Below are 19,661 nucleotides of genomic sequence, written 5' to 3'. Positions count from 1 at the left end.
GGCTCCCTGCCTTCCGTTCCTCGACCCCGAAGCGCGGCAACGTGAACCGCGCAGGAGGCGATTCGGTCGACCGCGCGACCGAACGGGCGACTCGTCGAGCTCGCTTGCGGTGGCGCTCGGCATGCGCGTCTCGGCGGTCGCTCTGGAACGCGGTGATGCCGCCGCGCGGGCGGCCGTGCGCCGAAGGTGCGGCGCGGCGCGGGCAAAGGCCCCGGAACCGGTGGTGAACGCGACCTCGGGCTCGCATGCGCTGCGGTGAGCGAAGCCGCCCGGGCTCGAATCCCGATGCACCGCGGGCCCGGCCGCTCTGCAGCGGCCGGGCCCGCGATCGCATCGCGCTGGTTCAGCGCATCGCTTTGAGGGAGCGGCTGAGGCGCGCCAGGTCGCGGCGGCGCTGCTCGAGGGTCGCTCCGGCGGCGATGAGGATCGCGCCGCCTACTGACAGCGGCGCCCACTTCGGTACCAGGCTCCACACGAGGACGATCTCGTTGACCGCCAGCGCGGTGAGCACTACCGAGGCGATGACGAGCGGGGCCTGCCAGCGCCGGTTGGCCGCGAGCAGCAGCACCGCGAGGGCTGCCGTGCCGACGGCGATGCGCCGCCAGGGTTCGCCGTCCGGGCCGAGGGCGAGGACCAGCGAGGGTCCGAAGCCGAGCACGAGCGCGGGTGCGAGCGCGGCCCATGAGCCGTTGGCGGGGTCGCGACGCAGGAGCCAGAGGCCGACGCCGAGCAGCAGCGCGGCGGGCGGGGCCGTGTAGTACTCGAGTGTGGCGGCGCCGCTGTAGGCGGTGAGCAGGAGCTGCGCGCCGGTGGCGGCCGTGCAGGAGCCGAGGACGTGGCCCAAGCGGTTGGGCCGGTCGGCGAGTGCGGCGACGGCGAGCGCGACCGCGTAGGCGAGGAATGCCAAGGGCGCGTAGAGCTGGACGCCGTTGGCGACGGCGCCGGCGGTGAGCCAGACCAGGTACACGATCGTGACGGCGTGCGCGCTGATGCGGGCGGTGGTGCGCACGAGGACCGCGGCCGGGGGCTTGGCGTGGAGTGCGGCGAGCAGCGCCGAGGCGCAGATCGCGGCGGCCATGAACGCGGGCTGGGCGTCGACATCGTTGAGCGCCCGGTCGTAGGTGGCGGCGAAGGCGGTCGCGGCGATCCACAGGTGCGCCATGATCCATGCGGTGATGCGGCGGCGCGGTCCCGGCGAGGTGAAGGCGACGAGGAGCGTCGCGATCGTGGCGACCGCGAAGGACGCAGTGGGCGCCCACGGGCGGTCCAGGAGTCCGCCCGCGCCGAGCGCGGCAATGGCGGCGACGACGGCGAGGAAGTCGCGTTTCCAGCCCGTACGGACGACGGTGGCGCCGAGGGCGCAGGCGGCGGCGATCGCTGGGATCTCCCAGCGCAGGGCGTCGATCGGCTCGGCGCCGAACGCGACCGGGAAGGCCGTGAGGCTCAGGGCCGCGCACCAGGTGAGGACACCGGCGCCGACTGCGGCGGCCGAGTTGCGCATGGCCTGCGCCAGCGGGGCCGGGAAGCACAGTGCGACCGCGAGGGCGAGCGCGGTCGCCCCGGCGTAGGCGGTGAGCGTGTAGGCGTCGGTGACGACTGCGCCGAGTGAGGCGAGGGCGGTGATGACGGTGGCGGACGCCGCCGTGGGGGCGATCCAGGCGACGTCCTCGGACTGGTCGCTCCAGGATGCGAACGCGACGATCGCGGTGATGGCGAGCGCGAAGGCGGGCACGGCCAGCAGCGGCTCCTCCGCGCGGAAGGCGAGGATCCAGGCGGTGACGACGAGCGCGGCGCCGGTCAGGCCGAGGACGAGGACCGCCGGCCGGGAGGCTCCGGCGGCGTGGGCGTGCGTGTGGGCGAGCAGGGCGGTGGCGGCGAGCAGGCTCGCGACGGCGGCCACGGCGGGCAGCAGCGCGGTGTCGAGGCCGAAGGCGGTACGGAGGCCCGCGAGGAACACGGTGGTGATCCCGGCGGCGAGGAGCACGCGGGCCGACCACTGGTCGGAGGCGGTGTGGCGGGTCGGGGCGGCCTTCACGGTCCAGGCCGCGCCGGCGAGCACCGCGCCGATGAGCCCCATGTGCAGTGCGGCTTCGACGGCGTCGCCGAACGCGGCGAAGGCCGCGCCGGTGGCGGCCGGCGGCAGCAGGGCCCAGGCGGGGGCGCTGACGCGGGTCGCGATGCGGTAGAGGATCGCGGCGGCGAGCACGAGCGCGGTCCAGCGGGCGACCGCGACGGCGGTGAGGCCGGTGCCGCCGGGCAGGTACAGGTAGTACCCGGCGAGGGCCGAGCACCACAGTGCGAGGGTCGCGGTGGCGGCCAGGGTCTCGGCGGTGGCCCAGAGGCGGAACCTCGTGAGCGCCGGCGGCACGGCGAGCAGCAGGCCGGTGGCCCCGGCGAGGATGGTGAGGCGGCCGCCGTCGCCGAGCTGGCGCCAGGCCACTGCGGTGAAGACGATGATGCCGGCGGTCAGGAGCAGCCCGCCGAGGCACAGCAGGACGATCTGGACGGATTTGGTGGTGAGCTCGGCGCGCCGTTCGGCGCGCTCGGCGGGCGGGGTGTCGGCGCTGGGAGGTCCGGGGTGGGGCAGCGGGCCTTCGACGCCGGGCCGAGGAGTGTCGGTTCGGTTCATACGCTCAGTGTCGAAGCGCTGTCAAACCGTGAAACGGACTAAACGGACACATTTTGTGGGGCCTGCACAACCCTGCGGATCCGCGTTCCGGTCACGGCTCCGATATTTCGTGGATTCCTCTAAACGGTCACCGGGGCGAAAATGAGGAACGGGACCCCCTCGGCGACGCTTGCGAGCCGTAAATTGGCTCTGGTCGCAGCAGCGGGGCCCCGTTCCATCGGGAGGAGGGATAAGTCTTAAGCGGCGCTCTGGTAAGCGTCGATGATGTCCCGGGCGAGGCCCTCCCACTGGGCGTAGTAGTCCGGGAAGGCCGAGACCTGAACGGCCTGCGCGGCCGAGGCGATCGACATGCTCTCCCAGCCGTCCACGTCGGCGAGCGTGTTGTAGAACTTGCTCGCGGAGGTCGCCGGGTCCATCAGCTCTTCGATCGAGCCCCAGCCCATCGAGGTGCGCTGCTGGAACAGGCCGACCGAGTCGTGGTCGGAGTAGGTGACCTCGGAGTCGGTGTACTCGAAGCTCTCCGGGACGGCCTCGGAGGCGGCGTTGTAGAGCTTCGCCTCCTGCATCGCGGTGGCGAGGGCGACGGCCCAGCCCTGCTCGTCGAAGCCGAGCTCCTTGCCGGTCTCGATGATGGTGACCGCGTTGGCCTCCTGCTCGTCGTCGAGGTCGCTGACGTCGATGTCGACGGGGCCGGCGGGCTCCTTCTCGGGGACCGGCGCCGGAGCGGGCTCCTCGGTGGTGGCCGCTTCGGTGGGCGCGGGGGCCTCGGTGGCCGCCGGGGCCGGAGCCTCAGTGGTGGCGGGGGCTTCGGTGGTCTCCGCGGGCGCCTCGACGGCGGTCTCGGTGACGGGCTCCTCGGTGTTGCTGATGGCCCACGCGGCGGTGGCGCCGGAGCCGGTGAAGACGGCGGCTGCGATGCCGACGACGGCGAGGCGGCGGACCTTGTGGTGCTCGCCCTCGCTGTTGGTGAAGAATTTGCTGAACCGGTGGGAGACCCCGGCTGCGGCGCTCCGGACCGTGCCGGTCACGCCTTCCATGATCTTGGCAAAATGCACCGGGCAACCGTAGGAGCGATAACAACCAGGCCAAAACCGCTTGGCTCAGCGTTTTCCAAAGGAGCCGCGAGCTTACTGGCGAGTAAGTTACGGTCACGGCAAATGCCCGGTACCGACCCTATCGCCACATGTGTACGAGCACATCCGGGGTGCCCATGCACCCCCTCCGGACACGGTACGAGCCCCGACTCAACCGAACGGATGAGTCGGGGCTCGGCGCAAAGATAACGTGACTGCGGCCACCTAAGCGTTTGCCGCGAACGGAGACCCGGACACGGCGGTCGAAATCCCCTCGCGGTCCAGGTACGGCGTCAGCCCGCCCAGCCAGAACGGGAAGCCCGCGCCCATGATCATGGCCAGGTCCACCTGCTTCGGCGACGGCACCACGCCCTCGTCGAGCATGAACCGCACCTCCTCGGCCAGGCCCTTGAGCACCCGCTCCTTGACCTCCTCGGCCGAAGACGCCTCGCCGCCCAGCTCGATCAGGCCCTTCGCCGCATCGGTGAGCCGCCCCTTGCCCTTCGCCGCAGCGTCGAACACCGGGAAGTCCGCCTCGGCCATGCGCCGCAGGTTCTGCGACGCCGGGAACCGCGGCCCCAGGTCCTCGTTCAGGTGCTGGCACAGGTGCCACGCCACCCGCAGGCCCACGAGCTCCAGCAGCGCGAACGGCCGCATCGGCAGGCCCAGCTCGTCGAGCGCCACGTCCGCGACCTCGATCGGCGTCCCCGCGTCGACCGCGCCAGTGACCTCCGCGAGCATCCGGCCCAGCAGCCGGTTCACGATGAACGCCGGCCGGTCGGCCGAGCCCACCGCGGTCTTCTTCAACTTCTTCGCCACCGCGTACGCCGTCGCCAGCGTCTCGTCGTCGGTCTTGTCGGTCGCGATGACCTCCACCAGCGGCATCACCGCCACCGGGTTGAAGAAGTGCATGCCCACCAGGCGCTCGGGCCGGGCCAGCTTCGCGCCCATCGCCGTGACCGACAGCCCCGACGTGTTCGTGACCAGCAGGCATTCCGGCGCGATGATCGGCTCGATCTCCGCGAACACCGCCTGCTTGACGCCCAGCTCCTCGAAGACCGCCTCGATCACCAGGTCGCAGTCGGCGTACACGGACTTGTCCGCGCTGGCCGACACGAGCGAGCGGAGCTTCGCAGCCTTGAGCTTGGACGTGCGGCCCTTCGCCTCGAGCTTGTCGATCTCGGACCGCACGTACGCCAGGCCCTTCTGGGCCCGCTCCTCGTCGAGGTCCGTCATCACGACGGGCACTTCGAGGCGCCGCGCGAACATGAGCGCGATCTGGCCGGCCATGAGCCCGGCGCCGACGACGCCGACCTTGCCGATCTCCTTCGCCAGGCCCGGGCTCGGTGCGCCCTCGGGGCGCTTGCCCAGGGCCCGGACCAGGTTGAACGCGTAGATGCTCGACTGGAACTGCGGCGCGGCCTCCAGGTCTGCCAGCGCCTCGTCCTCGGCGAGCGAGCCCTCCTCGAAGGTGGCGGTCTGCGCCAGCTCCAGGAGGTCCAGGGCGCGCACGGCCGCGGCGGAGGCATTGTGGACCTTCTCGTCCACGAGCTGCCGAGCCCCGGCCATGACCGCCGGCCACACGGACCGGTCGACCTCGGGGCGCTCCACAGTGGTCTCTCCGGAGACCACCTTGACGGCCCACTCGAGCGACTCCTCCAGGAAGTCCGCGCCTTCGAACTGCGCGTCCGCGATGCCCAGCGGCACGAGGTCCGTGCCGCGCAGCATCTTGTTCTGGTTCAGCGGGTTCCCGACGATGACCTGCGCGGCCTTCTCGATCCCGATGAGGTTCGGCAGGATCTGCGAGCCGCCCCAGCCGGGGATGAGCCCGATCGAGACCTCGGGCAGGCCGAGGCCGTTCGCGGTGGTGCTCACGGTGCGGTAGTGGCAGTGCAGCGCGAGCTCGAAGCCGCCGCCGAGGGCGACGCCGTTGATGAACGCGAACGTGGGGACCGCGGAGTCCTTGAGCCGCTTGTACAGCGAGTGCCCGGCCTGGGCCAGCATCAGCCCCTGCTCGCGGGACTCCAGGCTCGGCATGAGCTTGATGTCGGCCCCGGCCAGGAAGATGAACGGCTTCCCGGTGACGGCGATGAGCTTGACGTCCTCGGCTGCTTCGACCTCGTCCAGTGCGTGCCACAGGTTCTTGAGTCCGCCGGGCCCGAAGGAGCTGGGCTTGGTGTGGTCGTAGCCGTTGTCGAGCGTGATGATCGCGGCCTTGCCGCCGAGCCCGCGCGGTTCCAGGTACCGGACGCGGGCCTCGGTGACGACCTCTTCCGCGAAATCGGGAAGGTCGAGCGGTGTCGCGTACATTACTTGGCCCCCTTGAAGTTCGGGTTCTCCCAGATGACCGTGCCGCCCTGGCCGAGGCCGACGCACATGGTGGTGATGCCGTAGCGCACCTCGGGGTGCACGGCGAACTCGCGGGCGAGCTGCGTCATGAGGCGCACGCCCGAGGAGGCCAGCGGGTGGCCCATGGCGATGGCGCCGCCCCACGGGTTGACGCGCGGGTCGTCGTCGGCGATCTTGAAGTGGTCCAGGAACGCGAGGACCTGGACGGCGAAGGCCTCGTTGATCTCGAACAGGCCGATGTCCTCGATGGACAGTCCGGCGCGGGCGAGGGCCTTCTCGGTGGCCGGGATCGGGCCCGAGCCCATGGTCTCGGGGTCGACGCCGGCGAAGGCGTAGCCGACCATCTTCATGGCGACGGGCAGCCCGAGTTCGGCGGCGGTCTCGGCGTCGGCCAGGAGGCACGCGGTGGCGCCGTCCGTGAGCGGCGCGGAGGTGCCGGCGGTGACGCGGCCGTGCGGGCGGAACGGCGTCCGCAGGGACGCGAGCCCTTCCAGCGTGGTGCCCGGGCGCGGCAGCTCGTCGGCCGTGGCGACGGTCCAGCCCTCGTCGACCGAGCGCGCGGCCATCGTGGTGACGTCCGCGCTCAGGCGCTCCACGGCGGCGGCGTAGCGCTGCTGGGTGCCCACGGCGTAGGCGTCGGCCCGCTCCTTGGTGATGTGCGGGTAGAGGTCGTGCAGGTTCTCGGCCGTGTTGCCCATGTTGAGCGCCTCGGGGTCGACCAGCTTCTCGGCGATGATGCGCGGATTGGGGTCCACGCCTTCGCCCATGGGGTGGTTCGACATCGACTCGACGCCGCCGGCGATGGCGATGTCGTACTGGCGGGCCGCGATCGCGGAGGACACGCTGGTCACCGCCGTCATCGCGCCCGCGCACATGCGGTCGATCGAGTAGCCGGGCACCGATTTCGGCAGTCCGGCCAGGAGTGCGGCGGTGCGGCCGAGCGTGAGGCCCTGGTCGCCGATCTGCGTGGTGGCCGCGAGGGCCACTTCGTCTACTCGCTCAGGCGGCAGCCCCGGATTGCGGCGCAGCAGCGACCTGATGCAGCGGATGATCATGTCGTCAGCGCGGGTCTCTTCGAAGAGTTTGCCCGCCTTGCCGAACGGGGTGCGAACCCCGTCGACGAAGACGACATCGCGGATGGTGTCGTTCACGCCAGCCCCTCCTTTGGGTATGCAGCGTCGTTGAGAGTGCAACGTCACAGAGAATGTTACCCGCAAGTAAGTTCAGTGTCACGGCCCCACCCAGCCTAGTGCCGAGAGGCGGGCGAACAGTGCATGAACGCAGGCTGCGGGCACCCCGAACGGCCCGCGCGAAGCGGGTCGGGAGCGGGCCGTCAGGCGTTGAGGGCCTTCGCGAGGCCCTCGGCGAGGAGCTCGATCTGCCACTCGCGGGCGCCGCTCTCGGCGAGGACGGTGCGGATGTGCTGCTCCGTGACCCGCTTCGGGGGCTCCCAGGCCAGGCCGCGCACGAGCGCGGGCGCGATGAGGTTCTCGGCCGGGAGGTTGTGCTTCTCGGCGACTTCGGCGACGACCTCGCGGGCGGCGGCGAGGCGTTCGGCCGCGACCGGGTCGCGGTCGGCCCAGCGGTGCGTCGCGGGCGGGCCGTCCTGCGGCGGGGTCGTGGACGGCAGCTCGTCGTTCGGCACGGTGCGCGCGTCGGCGAGGGCCGCGAGCCACAGGCGCGCGTTCGTGCGCCCGCCGCGCCGCCGGAACCCGGGCAGGCTCATCAGCTCGGCGAAGTCGGTCGGGTCGGCGGTCGCGGCCTCGACGATCGCCGCGTCCGGCAGGACCTTCCCGGGCGCGCGGTCGAGCTTGCGGGCCAGGTTGTCCCGGGCCTCCCACACCGCGCGCACGCGGCCGAGGGCCTTGGCGCCGCGCACCTTGTGGATGCCGCTGGTGCGCCGCCACGGCTCCTTGCGGGGCTTCGGCGGGCCGGCGAGGCGCACGTGCTCGAACTCCGCCTCGGCCCACGCGGACTTGCCCTGCCTGGCGAGCTCGGCCGCGAGCTTGCCGCGCAGCTCCGTCAGCAGCTCCACGTCGAGGGCCGCGTAGACCAGCCAGTCGTGGGGGAGCGGGCGCGAGGACCAGTCGGCCGCCGAATGCTGCTTCTCCAACCGGTAACCCAGCAGCTGCTCCGTGATCGAGGCCAGCCCGACCTTCTCGAAGTTGCACAGGCGCGCGGCCAGCTCGGTGTCGAACAGCTTCGCGGGCCGCAGCTCGAGCTCCTCGAGGCACGGCAGGTCCTGGCTGGCGGCGTGCAGGATCCACTCGGGGCCGGTCAGGGCGCGGCGCAGCGGCGCGAGGTCCTCGATCGGGATGGGGTCGACCAGGACCGAGCCGGCGCCGGCGCGGCGCAGCTGGATGAGGTAGGCGCGACCCGAGTAGCGGAAGCCGGAGGCGCGCTCGGTGTCGATGGCGATGGGACCGGACCCGGCCTCGAGCCGCTCAGCGGCCTCGGCCAGTTCGGCGGAGGTCTGGATGAGCGGCGGCATGCCTTCTCGCGGCTCGGTGAGGAGTTCGGCTTCGGGCTCGGGCTGGGGATCGGTCACCCGTTCACCGTACGGCCAGGTAACCTGCGGCCGCTACTGCCCCGCCGCACTGGAGACCGATTTCCACCCGATAGTGGCCCAATCACCCTATTTGCCCTCCATGATGGACGGCCAGGTGCAGGGGCACCCGCCACAGCACCACCGCGGGTGCGGGGCACATCGCAGCGGCACCGCACCCGACGCGTCCGCGCCGATGCGGGCCACATCGCACTCGCCGCTGCGGGCGGGCGTGCGATCGGCGTGAAAGGATTGCATCGTGTCCAACGCAGCAGCGGTTCCCACAGCGTCCCCGTTCCTCGCGGCCTGCCGCGGCGAAGCACCGAGCCACACGCCCGTCTGGTTCATGCGCCAGGCCGGGCGCTCGCTGCCCGAGTACAAAGCGGCGCGCGCGGGCACCACGATGCTCGAAGCGTGCAGCACCCCCGAACTCGTCGCCGAGATCACCGTGCAGCCGGTGCGCCGCTACGGCGTGGACGCCGCGATCTTCTTCTCCGACATCGTCGTGCCGCTCGCGGCCATCGGCGTCGACGTGAAGATCGTCCCCGGCACCGGCCCCGTCGTCGCCGAACCCTTCCGCACCGAGGACGACGTCAGGCGCCTGCGCAACCTCGACCCGTGCGACGTCCCCTACATCACCGAGGCCATCGGACTGCTCGTCAAGGAACTGGGCGACACCCCGCTCATCGGCTTCGCCGGAGCCCCCTTCACCCTCGCGTCCTACCTCATCGAGGGCGGCCCCAGCCGCGACCACGCGAAGACCAAGGCGCTCATGAAGTCCCGCCCCGAGGTCTGGCACGGCATCGCCTCGCGCCTCGCCGCCATCTGCGGCGAGTTCCTCCGCGTCCAGGTCGAGGCCGGCGCGCAGGCCGTGCAGCTGTTCGATTCCTGGGCCGGCGCGCTCTCGGAGGCCGACTACCGCCGCTTCGCGCTGCCGCACTCCACCGCCGCGCTGGCGGGCGTCGCGGACTCGGTGCCGCGCATCCACTTCGGGGTCGGCACCGGGCACCTGCTCGAGGCCATGACCGAGACCGGGGCCGAGGTCAGCGGCATCGACTTCCGCATCCCGCTCGATCAGGCCGCGAAGCGCCTGCCGGACAAGGTCCTCCAGGGCAACCTCGACCCGGCGGTGGTCCTCGCCGATGACGACGCGCTCCTCGCCGAGACCGACGCCGTGCTCGCGGCCGCCGAGGGCGCCAAGGGCCACATCTTCAACCTCGGCCACGGGGTCCTCCCCGACTCCGATCCGGCGAAGCTGAAGCTCGTGGTGGACCGGGTGCACGAGGTCACCGCCCGATGAGCCCGATGACGCCCGCCCGCGTCACCGGCACGCCCGGTCGGACCCGGGTGCTCATCGTCGGCGGCGGCATCACCGGCCTGGCCGCCGCGCACCGCCTGCGCGAGCGTCTCGGCCCGGACGCCGAGATCATCGTGGCCGAGCAGGCGATGCGCCTGGGCGGCAAGATCCACACCGTCGACTTCGCCGGGCGCCCGGTCGAGACCGGTGCCGAATCGCTGCTGGCCGCCCGGCCCGAGGCGATCGGGCTCGCCGAGGCCGTGGGCCTGGGCGACGCGATCGTGTACCCCTCGGACGCGAAGCCCGCGTTGAGCCTCGGCGGCGAACTGCTCGACTTCCCGGCCGGGCACATGATGGGCATCCCCGGCGACCCTGCGGACGTCGCGGCCGTCGCGAACGCCAAGGAACGCCCGGACAACGGGCTGCCGATCCTCGAGCCCGGCGCGGACATGTCCGTGGGCGAACTGGTCCGCTCGCGCCTCGGCGACGAGGTCCTGGACCGGCTCGTGGCCCCGATGCTCGGCGGCGTCTACGCCGGCGACGTCGACCGGCTCTCCGTGCGCGCCGTCATGCCGCAGCTCGCCGACGCCCTCGAACGCCATGCGCGCCTTACGGACGCGGTGAACGAGATCAAGCGACCCACGCCCGCCGGCGCCGCAGGCGACGCCGCTCCCCGAACCGGAGCGGCTTCGCCGCGCCTGCAGAACACGAGCGAGGGGCCCCGCAAGCCCGTGTTCGCCACCATCGACGGCGGCCTCGAGCGGCTCGTCACGGCCACGTCCGCGACGGCCCGCGCCGAGATCCGCCTGGGCATGACCGTGCGCGAGCTGCGCCAGACCCCGTACGGCTGGGAGGTGATCGCCGGGCCGGTGCCCGATCCGATCAAGATCAAGGCGGACGCCGTGATCCTCGCCGTCCCAGCGTCGCCTGCGGCCGTGCTCCTGCGCGACGTCGAACCGCAGGCGGCGGCCGTCCTCTCGGGCGTCGCCTACGCCTCGGTCGCCTTGGCGGCGTTCGCGTTCGACCGGTTGGACCTGCCCGAGCGCTCCGGGTTCCTCACGCCCGCATCGGAGGGCAAGACGGTCAAGGCCGCCACGTTCGCCAGCAAGAAGTGGCCGCACCTGGGCCGCCGCCGCCAGATCGTGCGGGTCTCCATGGGCCGCCTCGGCGAGGAGGCCCTGCTCCAGTACGACGACGCCACCCTCGCCAAGACCGCCCTGCGCGAGCTCGGCGAGCACCTCGGCATGCGCCTGCCCGACCCGGTCGAGCAGCGCGTCGACCGGTGGGGCGGCGCGCTCCCGCAGTACGCGCCCGGCCACGTCGCCCGCGTCGCCGCCGCGCGCGAAGCCCTCGGGGCGCACCGGAACATCGCGATCGCGGGTGCCGCGGTCGACGGCGTCGGCATCGCGGCGTGCATCGCGTCGGGGCAGCGCGCGGCCGATACGATCGCAGCCTCGGTGACGCCCGCGAACCGTACGTGAGTGCACCGCTCGACTCGAACTAGAAGGGCCCCAACGTGACCGAACGCCACGGGAACAACCCGAACGCGCAGCGCATCAAGGAATTGAACGAGACCGTCCGGTACACGCTGTGGTCGGTGTTCCGCGTCGAGGAGCCCATGCCCTCGATCCGGCAGGACCTCGCCAGCGACACCGAGTCGTTCTTCGCGAAGCACTGCGGGGACCACGGCGTCACGGTGCGCGGGACCTACGACCTCACCGGGATGCGCGCCGACGCCGACCTCATGGTGTGGTGGCACGCCGAGTCGAGCGATCAGCTCCAGAAGGCGTACGCGGACTTCCGCCGCTCGGCCCTCGGCCGCCACCTCGCGCCGGTGTGGTCGAACATGGCCCTGCACCGCCCCGCCGAGTTCAACCGGAGCCACCTGCCGGCGTTTCTCACCGAGGACCCGAAGGGCTACGTCTCCGTGTACCCGTTCGTGCGGTCCTACGAGTGGTACCTCCTCCCGGACGAGGAGCGCCGCGACCTGCTGCGCGAGCACGGCCAGATGGCCCGCGACTACCCGGACGTGCGGGCGAACACCGTCCCGGCGTTCTCGCTCGGCGACTACGAGTGGATCCTGGCGTTCGAGGCCGACGAGCTGCACCGGATCGTCGACCTCATGCGCGAGCTGCGCGCCTCCGGCGCCCGCCGCCACGTGCGCGAGGAGACCCCGTTCTTCACGGGCAGGCGCCGCACCATCACCGACATCATCAACGACCTCCCGTAGGGGCCGGCGATGGATCCCACCAATGTGGACAATGTGGGCGGCATCGGGGCCGCCTGGGTGACGATCAACCTCGTCGTCGTCATCGCGGTGGTCCTCGGCCTGGTCTACGGCGTGCTCGTCGTGATGGCCGCCCTGGGCCTGACCTCGTTCTCGGTGTTCGAGCGCTTCCGCAAGAAGCGGCCCGAGGAGGCCGAAGACGGCGGGATCGATGACCTCTTCTGACTGGGTCTTCGTCCTGGCGCTCATCGCCTCGGTCGTGCTCACGGCCGAGTCGGTGCGGCAGCTGCGCCGCCGCTGGGTGCTGGTCAAGATCGAGGGCGCGTCGATGGAGCCGGCGCTGCACGACGGCGACGAAGTGCTCGCCAAGCGCACGCGCCGGATCGGCACCGGCGACATCGTGGTGGTGGCCGCACCCGACCCGCAGCTCGGCTGGGCGGAGCTGAAACGTGCCAAATCACCCTGGTGGGTGAAGCGCATCACGGCCGGGCCGGGCGAGCCCATGCCCGGCTCGGGCGAGCCCGTGCCGCCGGGCCACTACTTCCTCCTCAGCGACAACCCGGCGGGGGAGGACTCCCGCCGGCACGGGCCGTGCCCTGGGAACCTGATCGTCGGTTCAGTCATCCGCACCTTCTGACCGCCACCACCTGCCCAAACCTTAGGCAGTCCTAAGGTCCGGGCGCATCGTCCCGTCATGCAGGACGTGGCAGACTTGATCCATGCCAGCGCTACGTTCACGCACTTCCACTCACGGCCGCCAGATGGCGGGCGCCCGCGCGCTCTGGCGCGCAACGGGCATGACCGACTCCGATTTCGGCAAGCCGATCGTGGCCATCGCCAACTCGTACACGCAGTTCGTTCCCGGGCACGTGCACCTCAAGAACATGGGCGACATCGTCGCCGAGGCCATCGCCGAGGCCGGGGGCGTCTCTAAGGAGTTCCACACGATCGCCGTCGACGACGGCATCGCCATGGGCCACGGGGGCATGCTCTACTCGCTGCCCAGCCGCGAGATCATCGCCGACTCCGTCGAGTACATGGTCAACGCGCACTGCGCCGACGCCCTCGTGTGCATCTCCAACTGCGACAAGATCACCCCCGGCATGCTCATGGCCGCGCTGCGCCTGAACATCCCGGTCGTCTTCGTCTCGGGCGGCCCGATGGAGGCCGGCAAGACCGTCGACAAGGACGGCATCGTCACCCAGAAGCTCGACCTCGTCGACCCGATGGTCGCCGCCGCCGACGACAGCGTCTCGGACGCGCAGCTCCTGCGGATGGAAGAGGACGCCTGCCCCACCTGCGGTTCCTGTTCGGGCATGTTCACCGCGAACTCCATGAACTGCCTCACCGAGGCCATGGGGCTGTCGCTGCCGGGCAACGGCTCCACCCTCGCCACCCACGAGGCCCGCCGCGACCTCTTCACCGAGGCCGGCCGCGTCGTGATGGACCTGGCGCGCCGCTACTACGAGCACGACGACGAGTCGGCCCTGCCGCGCCGGATCGCCACCCGCGAGGCCTTCGAGAACGCCATGGCGCTCGACGTGGCCATGGGCGGCTCCACCAACACGATCCTGCACCTGCTCGCGGCCGCCCGCGAGGCCGAGCTGGACTTCAAGGTCGCCGACATCGACGCGATCTCCCGCCGCGTCCCGTGCCTGGCCAAGGTCGCCCCGAACTCGCCGAAGTACCACATGGAGGACGTGCACCGCGCCGGCGGCATCCCCGCGATCCTCGGCGAGCTGTACCGCGGCGGCCTGCTCAACGACAACGTGCACACCGTCCACTCGCCGTCTATGGCCGAGTGGCTCGGCAAGTGGGACATCCGCGCCGAGCACCCGGCCCCCGAGGCGATCGAGCTGTACCACGCCGCGCCCGGCAACGTCCGGACCACGCAGGCCTTCTCGACCGCGAACCGGTGGAAGAGCCTGGACACGGACGCCGAGGACGGCTGCATCCGCTCCGTCGAGCACGCCTACACCAAGGACGGCGGCCTGGCCGTGCTGTTCGGCAACCTCGCCGTGGACGGCTGCGTCGTCAAGGTCGCGGGCGTGCCCGAGGAGAACTGGACGTTCACCGGCCCCGCGCACGTCTTCGAGTCGCAGGACGACGCGGTGCAGGGCATCCTCGACAAGTCCGTGAAGGAGGGCGAGGTCGTCGTCATCCGCTACGAAGGCCCCAAGGGCGGCCCCGGCATGCAGGAGATGCTCTACCCGACCTCGTTCCTCAAGGGCCGCGGCCTGGGCCGCAAGTGCGCGCTCATCACCGACGGCCGCTTCTCGGGCGGCACCTCCGGCCTCTCGATCGGCCACGTCAGCCCCGAAGCCGCCGGTGAAGGCCTCATCGCCCTGGTCGAGAACGGCGACCTCATCGAGATCGACATCCCGGCCCGGAGACTGGAGCTGAAGGTCGAGGACTCGGTCCTCGCCGAACGCCGTGTGGCCCAAGAGAAGCGCGAGCAGCCCTACACCCCGGTGAACCGCGACCGCGTGGTCTCCCGCGCCCTCCAGGCGTACGCCGCGATGGCCACCCCGGCCAGCGACGGCGCGGTCCGCAAGGTCAACTAGCGCATCGACGGCGGGGCCCCGCCCGCGGCAACGCGGCGGGACCCCGCCGTTGGCGTGTCCCGGGCACAATGAACTCCGCCCACGCCCCCTCACCCCCGGAGCGCCCCATGAGCGACGGCTACTCGTCCAACGACCACTCCTACTCCGGCGACACCATGTCGACCTGGTACTGGACCGACGCCGGGCGCGAGCGCGCCCAGATGGACGCCATCGAGCAGCAGCGGGCGCACACCCGCCGGCTCGAACGCGAACGCCGCGCCGGCGAGGCCAAACTCGCCGAGAAGATCTCCACGGCGGCCTCCGAAATGCACTCGCGGCTCGACACGGTCCTGCGCTGGACCGAGCTGCGCTTCCAACTGCTCGAATTCGACGAGTACCAGGCGCGCAAGGAGATCCGCAACACCGTGCGGGCCCTCGCCGCGGGCCGCATGCCGGTCCTGCGCGGCATCGACGACGTCCCCGGGTACTGGCTGCCGCCCGCCGCGGCGGCCGTCCTGCCGCTGGTGGTGCGGGACCGGTTCCCGGGGCAGGGGACCGGCGGGAACGCGTTCGCCGACTTGAAGACCGGCCTCGAAGCCGCGCGCGAGCGCGACGCGGTCCGGGCCGAACTGTTCGGCCTCGCCGTCGGCCGCTGCTTCGACCAGCCCGTGTTCACCGACGCGGCCGTGCTGCGCCTGCTCAGCGAGCCCGCCGACCTCGGCGTGGTCGAACCGGGCCAGGTCGCCCGCGGCTGGCGGACCCTGTGGGAGCAGGCGGCCCTCGGCGCCTTCGGGCCGGGAGCCGAGGCGCAGCTCGCGTCGCTCCTGCGCGAACGCTTCGACCCCGGTGCGCTCGACGAGGCGGCGCTGGCCGCCTGGGACGAGGCGATCGGGGGGTTCGGCGGCTCCCGGCCGGCCTCCCTCGCGGCGCTTGCAGCGCACTTCACGGCGGTCGCCGGGCCGGAGGAGCGGGCCGGCGAGGCGAACGTTGACGGCGCGACCGTCGGCGACGCGGCGCCCGGCACTGCGGCCGGGGACGGTACCGGGAGTGGCGCGCTGCGCCTCGGCGAGCCCGGTCGCGCCGCCGCCGACATCGCCGGCACAGCCGCGCTCCTCGATGTCGACGGGGCCTCGGGCGGTGGCACCGGCACCGCGCGCCTCGGCGACGCGGCGCGCGAGGACGCCGCCGCCGAACCGCGCTACGACGACGCCGTCTGGCGCTCCTACCTCCAGGAACTCATCGAGGAGCCGAGCGAGGGGGAGCTGCCGCTCGTCCGCGAGATGGCCGGTCTCCACCCGTCTGCCGAAGGGCGCGAAGGCGCACGGCACTCCTGGACCGACCCGGCCGGGACCGTCGCCGACCTCGTCCGCCGCGACCTCTTCGACCCCGAAGCCCCGATGCCGCTGCGCCGCTTGGCCCTCGGCCTCGCCGCGCCGGTGCTCCGCGAGCGGCTCGACCGGATCGAAGCCTCCCTCGGCACCCCCGCGAAGGCCACCGTCACCGTGCGCCGCCGCGGCGAGTACATCGAGGTCACCCGCGACGGCCACGACCCCGACCAGTTCGCCGCCGTCGAACGCCGCATCGAACGCGCCTTCGCCGCCGCCGCACCGTCCAAACCCGTCGCCACCGCCATTGGGGCCGCGCTCGCCCTCCTCGGCGTGCTCATGGTCGCCTTCGGGCAGTGGTTCCTCGCCGTCCTCTTCGTCCTCGCCGTGATCATCCCGATCGCGAAGTACCGCAGCGACGCCGCCAAAGCCCGCACGAACCAGCACCGCCGCGACGAGCAGCTCGCCGAGACCCGCGCCGCACTCGCCAAGGCCCGCAAGGACGCCGAGAACCAGGAGCGCGCCGAGACCGAGAACGGCCTCGCCGCCCGCCGCGCCCTCGAACAACTCCGCGAAACCCTGCCCGCCGGGACCACCCCGAACGCGCTCAGCGGACCCGGACCGAACGCGCTCACCGCATAGCGGCCGCGCCGGGGGAGCCCGGCGCCCCGGCCGTCCCGGCCCCCCGGGACGGCCGGCCCCCATCAGCCGACTCCCGCCCCTGCCACCTGCACCGCACGGCCGTAAGCCCCGTTCCCGGCGAAGTCGGACTCCCGTATCCCCGCACGGCACCCCCGCAGGCACTTGCGGAGGGCCCGATACGGATCGGTACGCCGATGCGGCATCCTGTTAAGCACGAGGTTTCCTACGATTGGGACAGTGGATGGCGCCAACCCCCCGCCGCGTGCGGCAGCTGCTGTCGTGGTTCGCGACCGCCGCAGTGTGGTGCTCCGTCCTCACCGCCGCCGTCGTCGTCGGCGTCCACTCGGCCTTCCCGCGCATCGACCCCGCTTCCGCCGCCGTCCTCGGCAGCATCGGCGCGGCCTGCGCCGGACTCCTCATGTGGCGCGCCGCCGGACGCATCGCGCCCGCCCGCCGCGTCACCTACCAGCTCATGGCCGCCGGCATCCAAGCCGTCGCCGCCGGCATCGCCGCCGCCTGCTGGCTCCCCGGCAGCGGCGCCCCGCTCGCCGCCGGCCTCGGCTTCAGCACCGCCGTCGTCATCTGGTCCCTCGCGCTGCTGCGCCTCCCCGACAGCGGCTGGGACCCGCAGGCCGTCCAGCGCCGCCTCGTCGACGGCGCGTTCGTCGGCCTCTGCTTCCTCTTCGCCGTCTGGCTGCTCGCCTTCCGGCCCCTCTTCGAGAAGTACCGCGGCCACCTCGCCGACGGCGACCTCGCCATCGTCATCCCCGCCATGATGGGCGTCGTCATGCTCGGCGTCGGCGTCACCACCACCTTCCGCATCCAACGCTGGCGCCGCCGCCACGCCCTCGCCTACATGGCCGTCTTCGCCGTGCACCTCACCGCCATGGCCACCTACATGACCTGGCAGTGGGACCGCCCCGACGAACGCATCCTCTGGTGGTCCGTCGCCTGGGTCGCCACCTGCGCCGCCCTCCTCGGCGTCACCTACCTCGCCCGCACCCAGAAACCCGCCCCCGTCGACAAACCCAACTACCCCGGCGTCCACTACACCGTCATGGCCAGCGCCGCCGCCATCGCCGCCGCCGCAGTCCTCTTCAACGGCGGCCACGTCGGCCCCCTCCCCCTCGACGCCGCACTCCTCGCCCTCGCCGCTGCCGGAGCCCTCGCCGCACGCCTCGTCCTCACCTACTTCGACGTCCGCCGCGTCACCGGCGAGGCCGCCGCCCGCCACCGCAAGCTCTCCGCCATCGTAGGCGTCGCCTCCGACACCGTCCTCGTCCTCGACCCCGACCTCACCGTCACCTGGCACCCCGAGGACTCCGCCTGGCGCCCCGCCACCGACTCCGGCAGCTGCGTCGGCGCCTCCTTCCTCGACCTCGTCCACATGGACGACCGCCGCACCGCCGAAGAAGACCTCCGCACCCTCCTGGACGGCATCAGCCACACCCGCCACGTCTCCCTCAGCATCCGCGTCCGCGACTCCGCCCGCCGCTGGCGCCACACCGAGACCATCGTCACCGACCTCCGCGGCAAACCCCAAGTACGGGGCCTGGTGGCCCGCGTAGAGGACGTAGGCGCGCGCCGCAGCCTCGAGACCGAACTCGCCCGCATGGCCTACACCGACCCGCTCACCGGCCTCGCGAACCGCCGCGCGCTCCTCCAGAGCCTCGAAGACGGCGTGAGCGCCGAAGAGCACCAGACCGCGCTCCTCCTCCTCGACCTCGACGGCTTCAAGAACGTCAACGACACCCGCGGCCACGACTTCGGCGACGAACTCCTCGTCGAAGTCTCCCGCCGCATCAAAGAACTCCTGCGCCCCACCGACGTCGGCGCCCGCCTCGGCGGCGACGAATTCGCGATCCTCCTGCGCGCCAGCTGGTCCGAAGCCGTCGCCACCGCCAAAGCCCTCGTCGCCCGCCTCGGCGAACCCTACGACTTCCACGACGAGTCCACCGTCTTCACCACCGGCTCCGTCGGCATCGCCACCGCCGCCGAAGGCTTCGGCGACCCCGAGATCCTCCTCCGCAACGCCGACCTCGCCCTCCGCGCCGCCAAACAGGCCGGAAAGAACCGCTACGCCACCTACGACGCCGAATTCGACCGCAAAGTACGCCGCAAGAACGAACTCACCCAAGAGCTCCGCGGCGCCATCCGCCGCGACGAACTGCGCCTGGTCTACCAACCCGTGTTCGCCACCGCCGACCGCTCCATCGTCGGCGCCGAAGCCCTCATGCGCTGGCACCACCCCCGCCTCGGCCACGTCAGCCCCGGCGAGTTCATCCCCGCCGCCACCGAATCCGGCCTCACCCAGGACCTCGCCGTCTGGGCCGTCAACCGCGCCGCCGAACAACTCGCCACCTGGGCCGCCGCCGGCATCAGAACCTGGATCTCCGTCAACGTCTCCGTCAAGGAACTCCACACCCACCTGTTCGCCACCGAGGTCAACACCGCGCTCATCGCCGCCGGCGTCCCCGCCCGCCGCCTCGTCCTCGAAGTGACCGAACACGACTTCTCCCACCAGATGAACACCCTCGTCGCCCAGCTCAGCGCCCTCCGCGGCGCCGGCGTGCGCATCGCCCTGGACGACTTCGGCTCCGGCTACTCCTCCCTCGGCCAACTCGAACGCCTCCCGGTCGACATCATCAAGATCGACCGCGACCTCATCGCCAAGGACGACGGCGGCGTCGGCCCCCTCGCCGCCATCACCGTCGCCCTCGGCCGCATCCTCGGCATGGAGGTCATCGCCGAAGGCGTCGAGACCGACACCCAGCTCAACGCCATGATCGCCGCCCAGGCGCCGCTCGTGCAGGGCTACCTCCTCGCCAAGCCGATGGAACCGGACGACCTCACGCGCTGGCTCGCCGACGACCCGCGGGCCCTGCCGCCGGCGCTGCCCGCGCCGGGTGATCCGCCTGACGTGATCGAGCCCGTGTCCGCCCCCGGCGGTGCCGGGGCGTCCGGCGACACGCCCAACGACGTCCCGGAGTCTGAGAAAAGTTGACTCACGGGCCGGAATCGTGCATCCTGG

Annotated in this window: 13 protein-coding genes; 8 read left to right on the top strand and 5 right to left on the bottom strand. The window is 72.1% G+C overall.

The features are described from left to right. Positions 1-343: 343 nt before the first annotated feature. The 5 genes from AB0I03_RS02830 to AB0I03_RS02810 all read right to left on the bottom strand — a co-directional run bounded on the left by AB0I03_RS02830 (position 344) and on the right by AB0I03_RS02810 (position 8,542). Positions 344-2,629, bottom strand: a complete 2,286-nt coding sequence (locus AB0I03_RS02830; protein WP_360405337.1) for a hypothetical protein — start codon at positions 2,627-2,629, stop codon at positions 344-346. A gap of 236 nt (positions 2,630-2,865) precedes the next feature. Continuing rightward, positions 2,866-3,684, bottom strand: coding sequence for a hypothetical protein (locus AB0I03_RS02825; RefSeq protein ID WP_360405334.1), 819 nt, complete (start codon positions 3,682-3,684; stop codon positions 2,866-2,868). 243 nt (positions 3,685-3,927) lie between these two features. Then, positions 3,928-6,012 (bottom strand): 3-hydroxyacyl-CoA dehydrogenase NAD-binding domain-containing protein, encoded by a 2,085-nt coding sequence (locus AB0I03_RS02820; RefSeq protein ID WP_360405331.1) that lies wholly within the window; start codon positions 6,010-6,012, stop codon positions 3,928-3,930. After that, positions 6,012-7,202, bottom strand: coding sequence for a thiolase family protein (locus AB0I03_RS02815; protein WP_360405328.1), 1,191 nt, complete (start codon positions 7,200-7,202; stop codon positions 6,012-6,014). The genes AB0I03_RS02820 and AB0I03_RS02815 overlap by 1 nt, the downstream gene beginning before the upstream one ends. A gap of 182 nt (positions 7,203-7,384) precedes the next feature. After that, positions 7,385-8,542: a ribonuclease D gene (locus AB0I03_RS02810; protein WP_360405927.1), complete on the bottom strand. Its 1,158-nt coding sequence runs from the start codon at positions 8,540-8,542 to the stop codon at positions 7,385-7,387. 313 nt (positions 8,543-8,855) lie between these two features. Here AB0I03_RS02810 and hemE point away from each other — a divergent pair, with 313 nt between their 5' ends. The 8 genes from hemE to AB0I03_RS02770 all read left to right on the top strand — a co-directional run bounded on the left by hemE (position 8,856) and on the right by AB0I03_RS02770 (position 19,634). After that, entirely contained in the window at positions 8,856-9,896 is a 1,041-nt protein-coding gene (gene hemE / locus AB0I03_RS02805; RefSeq protein WP_360405325.1) for a uroporphyrinogen decarboxylase, read from the top strand. Further along, a complete protein-coding gene (gene hemG / locus AB0I03_RS02800; RefSeq protein WP_360405322.1) occupies positions 9,893-11,374 on the top strand; it encodes a protoporphyrinogen oxidase in 1,482 nt (493 codons plus the stop codon). The genes hemE and hemG overlap by 4 nt, the downstream gene beginning before the upstream one ends. A gap of 35 nt (positions 11,375-11,409) precedes the next feature. Further along, positions 11,410-12,123: a hydrogen peroxide-dependent heme synthase gene (gene hemQ / locus AB0I03_RS02795; RefSeq protein WP_360405319.1), complete on the top strand. Its 714-nt coding sequence runs from the start codon at positions 11,410-11,412 to the stop codon at positions 12,121-12,123. A 9-nt stretch (positions 12,124-12,132) separates the two neighbouring features. Next, positions 12,133-12,345, top strand: coding sequence for a hypothetical protein (locus tag AB0I03_RS02790; protein ID WP_360405317.1), 213 nt, complete (start codon positions 12,133-12,135; stop codon positions 12,343-12,345). Continuing rightward, on the top strand, positions 12,332-12,757 hold the full coding sequence (locus AB0I03_RS02785) for a S24/S26 family peptidase (protein WP_360405314.1): 426 nt from the start codon (positions 12,332-12,334) through the stop codon (positions 12,755-12,757). The genes AB0I03_RS02790 and AB0I03_RS02785 overlap by 14 nt, the downstream gene beginning before the upstream one ends. Positions 12,758-12,839: 82 nt before the next feature. Then, complete coding sequence (gene ilvD / locus AB0I03_RS02780) at positions 12,840-14,684, top strand: dihydroxy-acid dehydratase (protein WP_360405312.1); 1,845 nt, start codon at positions 12,840-12,842, stop codon at positions 14,682-14,684. Positions 14,685-14,791: 107 nt separating this feature from the next. After that, complete coding sequence (locus AB0I03_RS02775; protein WP_360405309.1) at positions 14,792-16,630, top strand: hypothetical protein; 1,839 nt, start codon at positions 14,792-14,794, stop codon at positions 16,628-16,630. Between the two features lie 241 nt (positions 16,631-16,871). Further along, on the top strand, positions 16,872-19,634 hold the full coding sequence (locus AB0I03_RS02770) for an EAL domain-containing protein (protein ID WP_360405306.1): 2,763 nt from the start codon (positions 16,872-16,874) through the stop codon (positions 19,632-19,634). The last annotated feature ends 27 nt before the right edge of the window (positions 19,635-19,661 follow it).

The sequence above is a fragment of the Glycomyces sp. NPDC021274 genome (genome assembly GCF_040641195.1).
In the GTDB taxonomy this organism is placed as follows: domain Bacteria; phylum Actinomycetota; class Actinomycetes; order Mycobacteriales; family Micromonosporaceae; genus Glycomyces.
This window is presented reverse-complemented; position numbering and strand designations above follow the sequence as displayed.

Bases quoted from the DNA above. Each gene is read 5' to 3' on its own strand.
- AB0I03_RS02820 (WP_360405331.1), bottom strand. From the start codon at position 6,012: ATGTACGCGACACCGCTCGACCTTCCCGATTTCGCGGAAGAGGTCGTC.
- AB0I03_RS02790 (WP_360405317.1), top strand. From the start codon at position 12,133: ATGGATCCCACCAATGTGGACAATGTGGGCGGCATCGGGGCCGCCTGG.
- hemG (WP_360405322.1), top strand. From the start codon at position 9,893: ATGAGCCCGATGACGCCCGCCCGCGTCACCGGCACGCCCGGTCGGACC.
- AB0I03_RS02775 (WP_360405309.1), top strand. From the start codon at position 14,792: ATGAGCGACGGCTACTCGTCCAACGACCACTCCTACTCCGGCGACACC.
- AB0I03_RS02785 (WP_360405314.1), top strand. From the start codon at position 12,332: ATGACCTCTTCTGACTGGGTCTTCGTCCTGGCGCTCATCGCCTCGGTC.
- AB0I03_RS02830 (WP_360405337.1), bottom strand. From the start codon at position 2,629: ATGAACCGAACCGACACTCCTCGGCCCGGCGTCGAAGGCCCGCTGCCC.
- ilvD (WP_360405312.1), top strand. From the start codon at position 12,840: ATGCCAGCGCTACGTTCACGCACTTCCACTCACGGCCGCCAGATGGCG.
- AB0I03_RS02770 (WP_360405306.1), top strand. From the start codon at position 16,872: ATGGCGCCAACCCCCCGCCGCGTGCGGCAGCTGCTGTCGTGGTTCGCG.
- AB0I03_RS02810 (WP_360405927.1), bottom strand. From the start codon at position 8,542: ATGCCGCCGCTCATCCAGACCTCCGCCGAACTGGCCGAGGCCGCTGAG.